The following is a 16070-nucleotide window of genomic DNA, read 5'->3' as shown; positions in this document are numbered from 1 at the left end:
CGTCCGAGCCCATTCCTGCGGGCTCCACGCAGGTTTATCGCTCTCTACCAGACAAGCCCTTCGCTGTCGAGATATGGCGCTCGTGGTCCTTTGCGTATACTGCGCAGATGTTTTCCCCAACGGCTTTGCGTCCGCGGTACGCCAAATGGCTGATCGCAACCGGACTCTTCCTGATGCTCAGTGGCTGTGTTGATAAACCCAACACGCTGGAGCGCGTAAAGGAGGATGGCGTGCTGCGGGTGGTTACCCGTAACAGCCCCGCCACCTACTTTCAGGATCGCAACGGTGAAACCGGCTTCGAATACGAGCTGGTGAAGCGCTTCGCCGACGATCTGGGGGTGGAACTCAAAATCGAAACCGCCGACAACCTCGACGACCTGTTTAATCAGGTGGGCAAACCCAACGGCCCAGTGATCGCTGCTGCCGGCCTGGTCAGCAGCGAAGAACGCAAAAAGCAGGTACGGTTTTCCCACGCCTATCTCGAAGTCACCCCGCAGATCATCTATCGCAACGGCCAATCGCGGCCGACCGACGCGAAGGATCTGGTGGGCAAGAAGATCATGGTGCTCAAGGGCAGCACTCACGCCGAGCAGTTGGCGGAGCTGAAAAAGAAATACCCCGGCATTGATTACGAAGAGTCCGACGCCGTCGAAGTCGTCGACCTGCTGCGAATGGTCGATGAAGGTCAGATTGATCTGACCCTGGTCGACTCAAACGAAGTGGCGATGAACCAGGTCTACTTCCCCAACGTGCGGGTAGCCTTCGACCTCGGAGATGGCAGCAATCAGAGCTGGGCAGTGGCCTCTGGCGACGACAACAGCTTGCTCAACGAGATCAATTCCTACCTCGACAAAGTAAAGAAAAACGGCACCCTGCAACGTCTGAAAGACCGCTATTACGGGCATGTCGATGTACTGGGTTACATGGGCGCCACCACTTTCGCCCAACACTTGCAGCAACGTCTGCCCAAATACGAACAGCACTTCAAGGCGTACGCCAAGATAGAGAAAGTCGATTGGCGCCTGCTGGCCGCAGTCGGCTATCAAGAATCGCTATGGCAAGCGGCCGTCACGTCGAAGACCGGCGTGCGCGGACTGATGATGCTGACCCAGAACACCGCGCAGGCCATGGGCGTATCCAATCGACTGGACCCCAAACAGAGCATCATGGGTGGCGCCAAGTACCTGGCCTACATGAAGGATCAGCTGGATGAGTCGATCCAGGAGCCGGATCGCACATGGTTTGCACTGGCGGCCTACAACGTTGGCAGCGGTCACCTGGATGACGCACGCAAACTGGCGGCCAAGGAAGGATTGAACCCGGATAAGTGGCTGGACGTGAAGAAGATCCTGCCGCGTTTGTCAGAGAAGAAGTGGTTCAGCAAAACTCGTTACGGCTACGCCCGTGGCGGCGAACCCGTTCACTTCGTGGCGAACATCCGTCGCTACTACGACATTCTGACGTGGGTGACGCAGCCGCAACTTGAAGGCAATCAGGTCGCCGAAGGCAACCTGCATGTGCCAGGGGTCGACAAGACCAAGCCGAATCAGGAAACCCCACAGCTCTAACAGAACAACCGAGATCAAATGTGGGAGCGAGCTTGCTCGCGAATGCGGTGTGTCAGTCGACATCAACTTTGACTGATACACCGCATTCGCGAGCAAGCTCGCTCCCACATTTGGTTTTGTGTTCGGCTTAGGCTTTAGCGGCGGCCAGGATCAGAGCTTTCATCTCCGAAACAGCCGACTTGAACCCGACAAACAACGCGTGAGCCACAAGCGCATGGCCGATGTTTAATTCATTGATGCCTTTGATCGCGGCGACTGCTTCGACGTTGTGGTAATGCAAACCGTGGCCAGCATTAACGATCAGGCCCTGAGCCAAACCAAACGCCACACCATCAGCCACACGCTTCAGCTCTTCAGCCACTTCGGTCGGCGTCTGCGCATCGGCGTAACGACCGGTGTGCAACTCGATGGCTGGAGCACCCACACGCTTGGACGCCACGATCTGCCGCTCGTCAGCATCAATGAACAGCGACACTTCACAGCCGATCTTTGACAGGCGATCCACCGCCGCTTTAATCCGTGCTTCCTGCCCCGCCACGTCCAGGCCACCTTCGGTCGTCAGCTCCTGACGGGTTTCCGGCACCAGACAAATATGCGCCGGACGAATGCGCTCGGCGAACGCCATCATCTCTTCGGTGACACCCATTTCGAAGTTCATGCGGGTTTGCAGCACATCCTTGAGCAGCAGCACGTCGCGCTCTTGAATGTGCCGACGGTCTTCGCGCAGATGCACGGTGATGCCGTCAGCGCCCGCCTCTTCCGCGTCCAGTGCTGCCTTGACCGGATCCGGATAGCGCGTACCCCGGGCCTGACGCAGAGTGGCTACGTGGTCGATATTCACGCCAAGAAGAATGCGATTGCTGGTGGTCACGGAAGCGCTCCTGAAAATGGAAAAGTTCGGCGCACAGCATACGGGGTGATCAGGGCTTGCGAAACAACTCGCGACTGACCAAGGGACGGCCGCCCAGATGAACGGCCAGCGCCTGACGCATCAATCGCTTGGCTGCCGATAGCGCGCCAGGGGCTGACCAGTCTGCATCGGCCATGGCCAACAGCTCGGTACCGTTGAACAAACCGGGTTGCAGCAGGTAAACCCGCTCAAGTCCGGCGTCCACCTGCAAACGGTAGAGACCGTCCGGCGCGATGGGCTCGTCGTGGATATCGGTGGTCAGGGCAAAGCCGTAACCCAAGTCGTCAAGCAGCCGCCATTCGAAGGATCGCAATAAAGGCTCCAACGGACGGCCTTCGGCCAGCGCAAGCAGGGTCGCGGCGTAGTGATCGAACACACCGGGGTGCGGGTCTTCGGAGGGCAACAGACGGATCAATAACTCGTTGAGGTAGAGACCGCTGAACAGCGCCTCACCGTTGAGCCAGGTGGAAACGCCAGCGCTTTCCATGCGTCCGACATTCTTCAATTCACCCCGCCCCCGGAATTCGACTTCCAGCGGCACGAACGGCCGCGCCAGCGTCCCGGCCTTGCCCCGAGCGCTACGCAACACTGCCCGCAGCCGACCTTGCGGCGTGAGGAAATCCACCAACGCGCTGCTTTCGCGGTAGGCGCGGCTGTGAAGCACGAAAGCGAGTTGGCCGATGGGTTGGGACATGGAGTTCTCAATGACGGAACGCAGTTTTACAAACAACCCAAAACCAATGTGGGAGCGGGCTTGCTCGCGAAAGCGGAGTAACAGTCAACATCAATGCTGAATGTTACATCCTATTCGCGAGCAAGCCCGCTCCCACAGGGGTTCCCTGGTGTATCAGGAACCGGTGTTACAGGTCGCCATACCCCAGCGAACGCAAGGCGCGCTCGTCGTCGGACCAGCCGCCTTTCACTTTGACCCAAAGGTTGAGCATGATCTTGGAGTCGAACAGCAGCTCCATATCCTTGCGCGCCTCAGTGCCAATGCGTTTGATGCGCTCGCCCTTGTCGCCAATGATGATTTTCTTCTGGCCGTCGCGCTCAACGAGGATCAAGGCATGGATGTGCAGGGTTTTGCCCTGCTGCTTGAACTCTTCGATTTCCACGGTGATCTGGTACGGCAGCTCGGCGCCCATCTGGCGCATGATTTTCTCGCGCACCAGTTCAGCGGCGAGGAAGCGGCTGCTGCGGTCGGTGATCTGGTCTTCCGGGAAGAAGTGATCGTTTTCCGGCAGGTAACCGGCAATCACACGCTCCAACACTTCGAGGTTGTGCCCGTGCTGGGCCGAGATCGGCATGATCTGCGCGTTCGGCAACTGTTCCTGCAACCAGGTCAGGTGCGGCATCAGCTCGGATTTGTCTTCGATGCGATCAGTCTTGTTCAGCGCCACGATCAGTGGGCCGGTCACGTATTGAACGCGCTCGAGGACCATCTGGTCTTCGTCGGTCCACTTGGTGCGGTCAACCACGAAGATCACCACGTCGACGTCTTTCAACGCGGCGGAAGCGGTCTTGTTCATGTAACGGTTCAGGGCTTTCTCGCCACCTTTGTGCATGCCGGGGGTGTCGACGTAGATCGCCTGCACGGCGCCTTCGGTCTTGATGCCGAGCATGTTGTGGCGCGTGGTCTGAGGCTTGCGCGAGGTGATCGCCAGCTTCTGACCGAGGATGTGGTTCAGCAGCGTGGACTTGCCCACGTTGGGACGACCGACGATGGCGACATAGCCACAGCGAGTTGCAGTTGAATCAGTCATGGCCATTCTCCACGCCCAGGGCAATCAGTGCTGCGGCGGCCGCTACCTGTTCGGCAATACGACGACTCACACCCTGACCTCGGCTTTTTTCATTCAGTAAGGTGATTTCGCATTCGACAAAGAAGACTCGGCAATGCGGCTCACCCTGGATATCCACCACTTCGTATCGCGGCAGCTCACAACCACGCGACTGCAGGAACTCTTGCAGGCGGGTTTTTGGATCTTTGTTGGTGTCGACCAGCGTCAGGCCTTCGAACTCCCCGGCCAGCCAGGCCAGCACGCGTTCGCGCGCCATGTCCATGCCGGCGTCCAGGTAGATCGCACCAATCAGCGCTTCAAGGGCATCGGCCAGAATCGACTCACGACGGAAACCGCCGCTTTTCAATTCACCGGAACCCAGACGCAGGTATTCGCCCAGATCGAAACCGCGGGCCAGTACGGCCAGGGTCTCGCCTTTCACCAGGCGTGCGCGTAAACGCGACAATTGGCCTTCACGGGCCAACGGGAAGCGATCGAACAGCGCCTCGCCAGCGACGAAGTTAAGGATGGCATCACCGAGGAATTCCAGGCGTTCGTTGTTACGTCCGGCAAAGCTGCGGTGAGTCAGGGCCAGGACCATCAGTTCCTGATCCTTGAAGGTGTAGCCGAGCTGACGCTCGAGACGGCTTAAGGAGACGCTCACGGTTTACCCACGCTGAGTTCGTGGTTGGATTCCACCGCCATCGCCGAGAGGTGGCGCAGGCTTGGGACAATTAACGCTGTGTTCAAAAATAACGTCCTGAATATCATTGGCTTCATGCTTTCGGCGCCGTTTGTGTCGAGGCCAGAAATGCATTCGGCGCTGTGTTCAACAGCGCCGTGTGTGATTACTTGATCAGGCCAACCCGCGAGAAATTCGGCAGGTGACTGAGTTTAGGTTCCGGCCAGCTCATCCAGACTGCGAAGGCCTTGCCGACGATATTCTTGTCGGGAACCATGCCCAGCAGATCCTTGGGAATACTCGGATCATCCCAGTAGCGACTGTCGTTCGAGTTGTCGCGGTTGTCGCCCATCATGAAGAAGTGCCCGGCAGGCACGGTCCACGAATGGTCCGGCGTTGCGCGGTAACGGCTCATTTCCTTGCGGATCAGGTGCTCGGCAGCGCCGAGTTTTTCCTTGTAGAGCTGCGCGCTGCCCAACGTGCCCGGCTCGGAGCCGACCAGTTGTTCGGCAATCGACTCACCGTTGACAAACAGACGCTTGTCGGCGGTGTAACGAATCTGATCACCCGGCAGGCCCACCACACGTTTAATGTAGTTGACGTTCGGATCGCTCGGGTAGCGGAACACCATCACATCGCCGCGCTGTGGATCACCCACTTCGATGACTTTCTTGTCGATCACCGGCAAGCGGATCCCGTAAGAAAACTTGCTCACCAGAATGAAGTCGCCAACGTCCAGGGTCGGTTTCATCGAACCGGAAGGAATCTGGAACGGTTCCACCAGGAACGAACGCAGTACCAGCACGATGAACAATACCGGGAAGAACGACTTGCCGTATTCGACCAGCAGCGGCTCTTTGTTCAGCTTCTCGACGACCACCATGTCAGCCTGGCTGACACTCCCCTGATAGGAGTTGATGGCAGCCCGGCGCCGTGGCGCCAGGAACAGCAGATCGAGCAACGCCAACAGGCCGCAGACGAACACGGCGATGACCAGCAACAGCGGGAAATTTAGTGACATAGGACCTAACTATCCAACCTGAGCACTGCAAGGAAGGCTTCTTGTGGAATTTCCACGTTACCGACTTGCTTCATGCGTTTTTTACCGGCCTTCTGCTTTTCCAACAGCTTGCGCTTACGGCTAACGTCACCACCGTAGCATTTGGCCAATACGTTCTTTCTGAGCGCCTTGACAGAGGTCCGCGCAATAATCTGCCCGCCAATGGCGGCCTGTATCGCGACGTCGAACATCTGGCGTGGAATCAGTTCTTTCATCTTCTCGGTCAACTGGCGACCTTTGTAGTGCGCGTTTTCCTTGTGCACGATCAGCGCCAGGGCGTCGACCTTGTCACCGTTGATCAGCACATCCAGTTTCACCAGATTAGCCGATTGATAACGATCGAAATGGTAATCCAGCGAAGCATAGCCACGGCTGGTGGATTTCAGACGGTCGAAGAAGTCCAGGACCACTTCGTTCATCGGCAAATCGTAGGTCACTTGAACCTGAGTACCGAGGAACAGCATGTCGTGCTGTACGCCACGCTTCTCGATGCACAGGGTAATGACGTTGCCCAGGTGCTCTTGCGGCACAAGAATATTGGCCCGCACGATCGGTTCACGCATGTCTTCGATCGAGGACAGGTCGGGAAGCTTCGACGGGTTGTCGACGTAAATTGTTTCACCGGTTTTCAGCAATAGCTCGAAAATTACCGTCGGCGCCGTGGTGATCAGGTCCAGGTCGTACTCGCGTTCCAGGCGCTCCTGGATGATTTCCATGTGCAGCATGCCGAGGAACCCGCAACGGAAGCCGAAGCCCAGGGCGTCGGAGCTTTCCGGGGTGTACTGCAGGGACGAGTCGTTGAGCGTGAGCTTTTGCAGGGCTTCACGGAAATCTTCGAAGTCGTCGGAGCTAACCGGGAACAGACCGGCGTACACCTGCGGTTGAATGCGTTTGAAGCCTGGCAGTACGTCAACGTCCGGCGTGGAGCTCAAGGTCAGGGTGTCACCCACCGGTGCACCGTGAATGTCCTTGATGCCGGCAATGATGAAGCCCACTTCGCCGGCCTTCAGGTCGACGGTGGCGGTGTGTTTCGGGTTGAACACACCGACGCTGTCCACCAAGTGGATCTTGCCGGTGGATTTAACCAGGATCTTGTCGCCCTTCTTCACACGACCGTGGCGCACGCGCACCAGGGAAACAACGCCCAGGTAGTTGTCGAACCAGGAATCGATGATCAACGCTTGCAGCGGATCTTCATAGTTGCCGGTTGGCGCAGGAATGGTCTTGACCAGGCGCTCGAGTACTTCGTCGACGCCCAGACCGGTCTTGGCACTGCACTCGACCGCATCGGTGGCATCGATACCGATGATTTTTTCGATTTCTTCTTTGACGCGGTCCGGATCGGCCTGAGGCAGGTCGATCTTGTTCAAGACCGGCATGACTTCCAGGCCCTGCTCGATCGCCGTGTAGCAGTTGGCAACCGACTGCGCTTCAACGCCCTGACCGGCATCGACCACCAGCAACGCGCCTTCACAGGCCGCCAGCGACCGGCTGACTTCATAGGTGAAGTCGACGTGGCCCGGGGTGTCAATGAAGTTCAGCTGGTACTTGATGCCATCGCGAGCGGTGTAATACAGGGTGACGCTGTGGGCCTTGATGGTGATTCCGCGTTCACGTTCCAGGTCCATGGAGTCCAGAACCTGGGCTTCCATTTCGCGCTCGGCAAGGCCGCCACACATCTGGATGAAGCGATCGGCCAGCGTCGACTTGCCATGGTCAATGTGGGCGATGATGGAGAAATTGCGGATATGACTCAAATCACTCACGGATCAACACTCAAAAAGGCTGCAGGCATAGCCCGCCGAAAAATAGCCGGGAATTGTACCTGATCCACGGCGCAAGCGTCACGTTCGCAGGTCAGACGGCGGATACAAAAACGCCCCGGTCTTGCGACAGGGGCGTTTTGAGTGACCAGCCAAGTCAGGAAAAACCCTTGATCAACCGGCCCTGCGCAGTAACCAGACCCCGGCCAAGGCACAAACACCCGCCGGAACAAGTACCGCAAACAGTGGCGAGAAACCGAAGACCAGGCTCGAAGGGCCGAGCAAATCCTGAACGATGCGGAAGGTGAAGCCCACCAGCACGCCAGTGAACACCCGCTGACCGAGGGTCACCGAGCGCAACGGACCGAAGATGAAGGAAATCGCCATCAGCACCAGCGCGGCGGTGACCAGCGGCTGCAACACCTTGACCCAAAATGCCAGCCAGTAACGGCCATTGCTCAGGCCCTGGTCAGCCAGGTAGTGGATGTAACCCCACAGACCGCTGATCGACAGCGTGTCAGGTGACATGACCACGGTATCCAACAGCTGCGGACTCAAGGCGACATTCCAGCGCTCGACCGGGGCGGTGACCACTTCAGTGCTCTTTTCATGGAACAGCGTGGTGGTGACGTCGCTCAATTGCCACTGACCCTGATCGAACTTCGCCCGCTTGGCGAAGCTGGAAGACAGCATATGACGCTCATTGTCGAAACGATAACGGGTGACGCCGTACAGCAGACCGTTGGGTTGCACTGAGTTGACGTGGATAAACTCATCACCCTGGCGGTGCCACAAACCATGCTTGGCGCTCTGCGCATCGCCGCCACCCTGAGCCAGGGAGCGATTGGCCTGAGCGGTGACTTCGGTGGCCGGCGCGACGTATTCGCCGATCAGCACTCCCACCACCATCAGGATCAGCATTGGCTTCATGACTGCCCAGACGATTCGTCCGATCGACACGCCCGCAGCGCGCATGATGGTCAGCTCGCTGTGACTGGCCAGACTGCCGAGGCCGATCAGGCAACCGATCAGCGCAGCCATTGGCAACATGTCGTAAAGACGACGCGGCGCGGTCAGCAGGACATAACTCAACACGTCGACCAAGGTGTAGGTGTCGCTGACCTCACTCATTTCATCGATGAAAGCGAACAGTGTGGCCAGACCGAGAATGATCCCCAGCACCGCCAGAATCGCCACGAACACGCTGCTACCAATGTAGCGATCGAGCTTATCCACGAGCCACCTCCAGCGCGCTGCGGCGACTCGCCAGCTTCAGCTGCACGGTTTCCCAATAGAGCAAGCCCAGGCCGATGATCAGGAAGACTGCATGCACCCACCACAACCCCAGAGCAGGCGGAATCTTACCCTTTTCAAGGGCGCTACGAGCCGCAATCAGGATGGACAGGTAAGCCATATAAAGAAGAATCGCCGGCAGCAGCTTGAGGAAACGGCCCTGACGCGGGTTGACTCGCGATAACGGCACCGCCATCAAGGTCACGATGAAGACCAGCAATGGCAAGGACAGACGCCATTGCAGTTCGGTACGCGAACGGATGTCGTCACTGCCCATCAACGACGCGGTGGTCATCGCGTCACGGTCGGTCACTTCGTCACTGACGTCAGGCTTGGGCAGCAATACGCCGTACTCGTCGTACTTGATCGCCCGGTAGTCGGCCTGACCCGGATTGCCGTCATAGCGATAGCCGTTGTCGAGAATCAGGTAACGGTTACCGTCCGGGCGAATTTCCTGACGACCCTTTTCGGCCACCAGCACGGAAATCCCACGATCCTTGTTATCGGACGAGACGTTCTTTTGCGAAATGAAGACGCCGCCGAGGTTGATGCGGTCATCCGACAGCGTTTCGGTGTAGGTCACCCGCGTACCGTCACGCAAAGCCTGGAAGCGACCCGGTTCAAGGGTGTCGAACTCGGTCAGGGCATCCTGCTTGTTCAACAGCAACTGGAATTGATTGGCGCCTTGTGGCGCCAGGCTCAGGCTCAGCCACGCCACCACCAGTGCAACCAGGGTGGCTGGAAAAAGGGTCATGGTAAACAGACGCTGCTGGCTCATGCCGGTGGCAGACAGCACCGTCATTTCACTTTCAAGGTACAGGCGACCGTAGGCCAGCAGGATTCCGAGAAACAGGCCCAAAGGCAAAATCAACTGCAAGAAACCCGGCAGACGAAAGCCCATGATCAGGAATAGCGAGCCTGGATCCAGGAGGCCAGAGGCCGCCTGGGCGAGGTACTTGATGAAGCGACCGCTCATGATGATGACCAGCAGCACAGCGCTGACGGCGCTCAAGGTCAACAGGACTTCGCGGGATAGATAACGGAAGACGATCAAACCAGACACTCCAGGGTTGTCAGGCTAAGGCGGCCAAACAAGCAAACGTATCAGACAGCCCGCAGGGCAGAGCCGCCGAAAAAGTTGGCGCATTATCCTGTGATTGGGTGCGCCTGTCACTGCGCATGCTCAAGCAGGCGGGTAAAGCGCTGAAGATCGTACAACCGAGGGTTGTCAGGCGCCGGTAGCGAGGTTCAAACTGCGGCCTTTGTCGCAGGCCGTGCCCTGCGTCTTTCTATTTATAAGCAAGTTCGAACGCGTGCCGTCGAACACTTGCGTGTTGACCATTAATTCAGGGACCCGGACATGGAATTGGTTGTAAAAAGCGTTAGCCCAGAAACGTTGAAAACCGCCACTCTGGTAGTCGCCGTCGGCGAAGGCCGCAAGCTCGGCGCCGTCGCCAAACAACTCGACGAACTGAGCGGTGGCGCCATCAGCGCTGTGCTCAAGCGCGGCGACCTGGCGGGTAAAGTCGGCCAGAGTCTGTTGCTGCACAGCCTGCCGAACCTGAAGGCCGAACGCGTGCTGCTGGTGGGCGTGGGCAAGGACGAAGAACTGGGCGACCGCCCGTTCCGTAAAATTATCGCCGGCATCCTCAACACCCTTAAAGGCCTGGGCGGCAGCGATGCGGCGCTGGCCCTGGACGAAGTTGTGGTCAAAGGTCGCGACAGCTACGGCAAAACCCGCCTGCTGGCGGAAACCCTGGTGGACGGTGAATACGCCTTCGACCAGTTCAAGAGCCAGAAAGCCGAACCGCGCGCCCTGAAGAAAGTCACCTTGGTGACCATCAAGGCTGCACAGGCTGAAGTCGAGCGTGCCGTGGCCCACGCCACCGCCATCGCCAACGGCATGGCGTTCACCCGCAACCTGGGCAACCTGCCGCCGAACATCTGCCACCCGACGTTCCTGGGTGAGCAGGCCAAAGACTTGGGCAAAGAATTCAAGAGCCTGAAAGTCGAAGTCCTCGATGAGAAGAAGATCAAGGACCTGGGCATGGGCTCGTTCTACGCCGTCGGCCAGGGCAGCGCCCAGCCACCGCGTCTGATCGTCATGCAATACAACGGCGGCAAGAAATCCGAGAAGCCGTACGCACTGGTCGGCAAAGGCATCACCTTTGACACGGGCGGTATCAGCCTGAAACCGGGCGCCGGCATGGATGAAATGAAGTACGACATGGGCGGCGCTGCCAGCGTATTCGGTACCCTGCGTGCCGTGCTCGAGCTGAAACTACCGATCAACCTCGTGTGCATCCTCGCGTGCGCCGAGAACATGCCGAGCGGCAACGCTTCGCGCCCTGGCGACATCGTCACCACGATGAGCGGCCTGACCGTGGAAATCCTCAACACCGACGCCGAAGGCCGCCTGGTGCTGTGCGATGCCCTGACCTACTCCGAGCGCTTCAAGCCACAAGCCGTGATCGACATTGCGACCCTGACCGGTGCCTGCGTCGTCGCGCTGGGCTCCCACACCTCGGGCCTGCTGGGCAACAACGACGAACTGATCGGCCAGCTGCTGAGTGCGGGCCAGTCGGCTGATGACCGTGCCTGGCAACTGCCGTTGTTCGATGAGTACCAGGAACAGCTGGACAGTCCGTTCGCTGACATTGCCAACATTGGCGGTCCGAAAGCCGGCACCATCACAGCGGCCTGCTTCCTGTCGCGCTTCACCAAGAACTTCAACTGGGCGCACCTGGACATCGCCGGCACGGCCTGGACCAGCGGCGGCAAGGACAAGGGCGCCACTGGCCGTCCGGTTCCCCTGCTGACCCAATACCTGCTGGATCGCGCCAAAGCCTGAAACCGATGACCCTGGGCGGCGTTGCTTTCGGGTAACGCCGCTCAAGGCTCAGGAACCGCAATGACCAAAGTCGACTTCTATATCCTGCCCAGCGCCGATCCTTCGGCACGGCTGGATTTCGCCTGCAAGCTCACCGAAAAAGCCTGGCGCATGGGCCACCGCATCTATCTGCATTGCAGCGATGCTGCACAGCGCGACGATTTCGATGCGCGTCTGTGGGCCTTCAAGGGCGAAAGCTTCGTGCCTCATGGCCCTGCTGAAAATGAGCCGGACGGTTTGATTGTGCTGGGTCTTGGCGATGACTGCGGTCAACATCAGGACCTGCTGGTCAACCTTGACTTGAAGGTCCCGGTCTTTGCCAACCGGTTCGCCCGTGTGGCGGAAGTGGTGGTGGAAGATCCGACCATTCGTACGGCTGCGCGGGAGAGTTTCCGCTTCTACCGCGAACAGGGCTATCCTCTGCAAGATCACCGTTTACAGCGACTCTGAGCATTCCGATGGACACTCCAAAACCGCAACAAAAGTCCGCGCACCTGCTGGACGACCTCGAGTCGATCCGCCAACTGCTCGGCGATGACAACCTGCAACCACCCTTGCTCACCGATACGGTCGAGGAAGGTGATCAGGAACAGATTCCGATGCTGTTCGATACGGTCGGCGCCAACCCGCCAACCCTCGCGCCGCCTGCGCCCGCCCCTGCCGCCCAACCGGCACCCGCCGCAAGCAAAGGCGCTGACGCTCTGCTGCACCTGGACAGCGAACTGCGCGCCGCCGCGCAATTGATCATGCAAGACGTGATCGACGACTTCGCGCCGCACATCGAAACCGAAATCAAACGCCGCCTCAGCGCGCGCCTTGAGCGGCTGTTGAGTCAGTACAACGACTGAATCCACCCCCCCCCTGTAGGAGCGAGGCTTGCCCGCGAAGGCGGCGTGCCAGGCATATCAATTCTGGCTGACACACCGCCTTCGCGGGCAAGCCTCGCTCCTACAAAGCATTGAACCGCTGTTAACGATGCGCCCTGTCCGCCCCTGCTCGCCCTACGCACCATGCCCCGCTATACTTGCCGGCTTTTCCTGAATAAATGCCAATAGGGTCCCGCCGCGCATGGATAAGACCTACCAGCCGCACGCCATTGAAACTTCCTGGTACAACACCTGGGAGTCAGAGAATTACTTCGCCCCGCAAGGCGCGGGCGAGTCCTACACCATCATGATCCCGCCGCCGAACGTCACCGGCAGCCTGCACATGGGTCACGGCTTCAACAACGCGATCATGGACGCCCTGATCCGTTTCCGTCGCATGCAGGGTCGCAACACCCTGTGGCAACCAGGTACCGACCACGCCGGTATCGCCACGCAAATGCTGGTGGAGCGTCAACTCGAAGCCCAGGGCCAGAATCGCCACGACCTGGGCCGTGAGAAATTCCTCGAGAAAGTCTGGGAATGGAAGGATCAGTCCGGCGGCAACATCAGCCGTCAGATCCGCCGCCTCGGCTCGTCCGTCGACTGGAGCCGCGAGCGCTTCACCATGGACGATGGCCTCTCGGAATCCGTGAAAGAAGCCTTTGTGCGCCTGCACGAAGACGGCCTGATCTACCGCGGCAAGCGCCTGGTCAACTGGGACACCAAGTTGCACACGGCGATTTCCGACCTCGAAGTGGAAAACCACGACGAGAAAGGCTTCCTGTGGAACCTGAAATACCCGCTGGCCGACGGCGCCAAGACTGCTGAAGGCAACGATTACCTGATCGTCGCGACCACTCGCCCGGAAACCATGCTCGGCGACGCCGCCGTAGCGGTTAACCCGAACGATGAACGCTACCAAGCCCTGATCGGCAAATTTGTCGAGCTGCCGCTGGTCGGCCGCCGCATTCTGATCATCGCCGACGATTATTGCGATCCAGAATTCGGCACCGGCTGCGTGAAAATCACCCCGGCCCACGATTTCAACGACTACGAAGTCGGCAAGCGCCACAACCTGCCGCTGCTGAACATCTTCGACAAGAACGCCGCCGTATTGCCGGCCTGCCAGGTGTTCAATCTGGATGGCACGCTTAACGAAAGCATCGACGGCAAGATCCCGGACGAATACGCCGGCCTCGACCGCTTTGAAGCGCGCAAGCAGATCGTTGCTGCGTTCGATGCTGCGGGCCTCTTGGTCAGCGTCAACGATCACGCGTTGAAAGTGCCGAAAGGCGACCGTTCCGGCACCATCATCGAGCCGTGGTTGACCGACCAGTGGTACGTGTCGACCAAGCCATTGGCCGAGCCTGCGATTGCCGCCGTTGAAGACGGCCGCATTCAGTTCGTGCCCAAGCAATACGAAAACATGTACTTCTCGTGGATGCGCGACATCCAGGATTGGTGCATTAGCCGTCAGCTGTGGTGGGGCCACCGGATTCCGGCCTGGTACGACGAGTCGGGCAAGGTCTATGTCGGTCGCGACGAAGCCGAAGTACGTGCCAAGCACAACCTCGGCCCGAACATTGCCCTGCAACAGGACAACGACGTTCTCGACACCTGGTTCAGTTCGGGCCTGTGGACGTTCTCCACGCTCGGCTGGCCTGAGCAGACCGAATTCCTGAAGAAATTCCACTCCACCGATGTGTTGGTCACCGGTTTCGACATCATTTTCTTCTGGGTTGCCCGGATGATCATGCTCACCATGCACTTGGTGAAGAACGAAGACGGCACGCCGCAGGTTCCGTTCAAGACCGTTTACGTTCACGGTCTGGTGCGCGATGGCCAAGGCCAGAAGATGTCCAAGTCCAAGGGCAACGTCCTGGACCCGCTGGACATCATCGACGGTATCGAGCTGGAAGAGCTGGTGCAGAAACGCACCTCCGGCATGATGCAGCCGAAACTGGCGAAGAAGATCGAGAAGCAGACCCGCGACGAGTTCGCCGACGGCATCGCCAGCTACGGCACTGACGCCCTGCGTTTCACCTTCTGCTCGCTGGCCTCCACCGGTCGCGACATCAAGTTCGACATGGGCCGCGTCGAAGGCTATCGCAACTTCTGTAACAAGATCTGGAACGCCGCGCGCTACGTGCTGGACAAGGGCGAAGACTGCGGCCAGAACGGCGAGGCTTACGAGCTCTCGCTGGCGGATCGCTGGATCATTTCGCAGCTGCAACGCACCGAAGCCGAAGTGACCCGTCAGCTCGACCAGTTCCGTTTCGACCTGGCCGCACAAACCTTGTACGAGTTCATCTGGAACCAGTATTGCGACTGGTACCTGGAACTCTCCAAGCCTGTGCTGTGGGACGAAAACGCGCCGGTCGAACGTCAGCGCGGCACCCGCCGCACCCTGGTTCGGGTGCTGGAAGTGGCCCTGCGTCTGGCGCACCCGTTCATGCCGTTCATCACCGAAGAAATCTGGCAGCGCATCGCGCCGCTGGCCGGTATCGAAGGCAAGACGATCATGCTCCAACCCTGGCCTGTGGCCAATGATGAGCGCATCGATCCGGCCGCCGAGAACGATATCGAATGGCTCAAGGGCCTGATGCTCGGCACGCGCAACATCCGTGGCGAAATGAACATCGGTCCGGGCAAGCCGCTGAACCTGTTCCTGAAAAACGTCAGCGCCGAAGATCAGCGTCGTCTCACCGAGAACGAAGCCCTGCTGAAGAAGCTGGCTCGCCTCGAATCAATCACCGTGTTGGCCGCCGGCGAAGAAGCACCGCTGTCCGCCACGGCTCTGGTCGGCGAGATGGAAGTGCTGGTGCCGATGGCTGGCCTGATCGACAAAGATGCCGAGCTGGCACGTCTGGACAAGGAAATTCTGCGTTTGCAGGGCGAAGTTCAGCGCGTGGGCGGCAAGCTGTCCAACGCGGGCTTCGTCGACAAGGCTCCAGCCGAAGTCATCGACAAGGAACGCGCCAAACTGGCCGAAGCTGAACAGGCTTTGAGCAAGTTGGCCGAGCAGCACGCGCGGATTGCCAGCCTGTAACGGCAAATCGCAATGAAAAAGGGAGGCCCGCAACGGTCTCCTTTTTTTATTCTTTCCGCATTTTGCTCTCTGTAGGAGCGAGGCTTGCCCGCGAAGAACGATAACGCGGTCTACCTGATTGACCGTGTCGCGTCCTTCGCGGGCAAGCCTCGCTCCTACAGGAGGATCCCCGCGTTGCCACCGTCTGTGGGACAATACCCGCCACTTT

Annotated in this window: 13 protein-coding genes; 5 read left to right on the top strand and 8 right to left on the bottom strand. The window is 59.0% G+C overall.

From position 1 onward, the window contains the following. The first annotated feature begins 107 nt into the window (after positions 1-107). Positions 108-1568 (top strand): membrane-bound lytic murein transglycosylase MltF, encoded by a 1461-nt coding sequence (mltF, locus tag ACYZT0_RS01755; RefSeq protein WP_462044379.1) that lies wholly within the window; start codon positions 108-110, stop codon positions 1566-1568. A gap of 127 nt (positions 1569-1695) precedes the next feature. Here mltF and pdxJ read toward each other — a convergent pair whose 3' ends face one another. The 8 genes from pdxJ to lptF all read right to left on the bottom strand — a co-directional run bounded on the left by pdxJ (position 1696) and on the right by lptF (position 10111). After that, positions 1696-2439, bottom strand: coding sequence for a pyridoxine 5'-phosphate synthase (gene pdxJ / locus ACYZT0_RS01750; RefSeq protein ID WP_462044378.1), 744 nt, complete (start codon positions 2437-2439; stop codon positions 1696-1698). Between the two features lie 49 nt (positions 2440-2488). Then, positions 2489-3172: a DNA repair protein RecO gene (recO, locus tag ACYZT0_RS01745; protein ID WP_462044377.1), complete on the bottom strand. Its 684-nt coding sequence runs from the start codon at positions 3170-3172 to the stop codon at positions 2489-2491. Positions 3173-3338: 166 nt separating this feature from the next. Beyond that, positions 3339-4241, bottom strand: coding sequence for a GTPase Era (gene era, locus ACYZT0_RS01740; RefSeq protein ID WP_462044376.1), 903 nt, complete (start codon positions 4239-4241; stop codon positions 3339-3341). After that, positions 4234-4923 carry a ribonuclease III gene (gene rnc, locus ACYZT0_RS01735; protein WP_462044375.1) on the bottom strand — a complete coding sequence of 230 codons (690 nt, stop codon included), beginning with the start codon at positions 4921-4923 and terminating at the stop codon, positions 4234-4236. The genes era and rnc overlap by 8 nt, the downstream gene beginning before the upstream one ends. 184 nt (positions 4924-5107) lie before the next feature. Then, positions 5108-5962, bottom strand: coding sequence for a signal peptidase I (lepB, locus tag ACYZT0_RS01730; protein WP_462044374.1), 855 nt, complete (start codon positions 5960-5962; stop codon positions 5108-5110). Positions 5963-5967: 5 nt separating this feature from the next. Then, positions 5968-7767: a translation elongation factor 4 gene (lepA, locus tag ACYZT0_RS01725; protein ID WP_462044373.1), complete on the bottom strand. Its 1800-nt coding sequence runs from the start codon at positions 7765-7767 to the stop codon at positions 5968-5970. A gap of 171 nt (positions 7768-7938) precedes the next feature. Next, the gene (gene lptG, locus ACYZT0_RS01720) at positions 7939-9000 is read right to left on the bottom strand and encodes an LPS export ABC transporter permease LptG (protein ID WP_462044372.1); all 1062 of its coding nucleotides are present in this window, start codon (positions 8998-9000) and stop codon (positions 7939-7941) included. Next, on the bottom strand, positions 8993-10111 hold the full coding sequence (gene lptF / locus ACYZT0_RS01715; RefSeq protein WP_462044371.1) for an LPS export ABC transporter permease LptF: 1119 nt from the start codon (positions 10109-10111) through the stop codon (positions 8993-8995). Before lptF ends, lptG begins: the two co-directional genes overlap by 8 nt. 306 nt (positions 10112-10417) lie before the next feature. On the opposite strand from lptF, the gene ACYZT0_RS01710 reads away from it, so the two are divergent. From ACYZT0_RS01710 to ACYZT0_RS01695, 4 genes are all read left to right on the top strand, one after another. Next, entirely contained in the window at positions 10418-11908 is a 1491-nt protein-coding gene (locus ACYZT0_RS01710) for a leucyl aminopeptidase (RefSeq protein WP_462044370.1), read from the top strand. A 60-nt stretch (positions 11909-11968) separates the two neighbouring features. Continuing rightward, on the top strand, positions 11969-12397 hold the full coding sequence (locus ACYZT0_RS01705) for a DNA polymerase III subunit chi (protein WP_462044369.1): 429 nt from the start codon (positions 11969-11971) through the stop codon (positions 12395-12397). Positions 12398-12405: 8 nt separating this feature from the next. Beyond that, positions 12406-12795 carry a DNA polymerase III subunit chi gene (locus ACYZT0_RS01700; RefSeq protein ID WP_462044368.1) on the top strand — a complete coding sequence of 130 codons (390 nt, stop codon included), beginning with the start codon at positions 12406-12408 and terminating at the stop codon, positions 12793-12795. Between the two features lie 220 nt (positions 12796-13015). After that, positions 13016-15862 carry a valine--tRNA ligase gene (locus tag ACYZT0_RS01695; RefSeq protein ID WP_462044367.1) on the top strand — a complete coding sequence of 949 codons (2847 nt, stop codon included), beginning with the start codon at positions 13016-13018 and terminating at the stop codon, positions 15860-15862. The last annotated feature ends 208 nt before the right edge of the window (positions 15863-16070 follow it).

The sequence above is a fragment of the Pseudomonas sp. ZS1P83 genome, assembly GCF_054897825.1.
The sequence above is the reverse complement of the archived record's forward strand: the minus strand, read 5'-3'. Positions and strand labels throughout refer to the sequence as shown.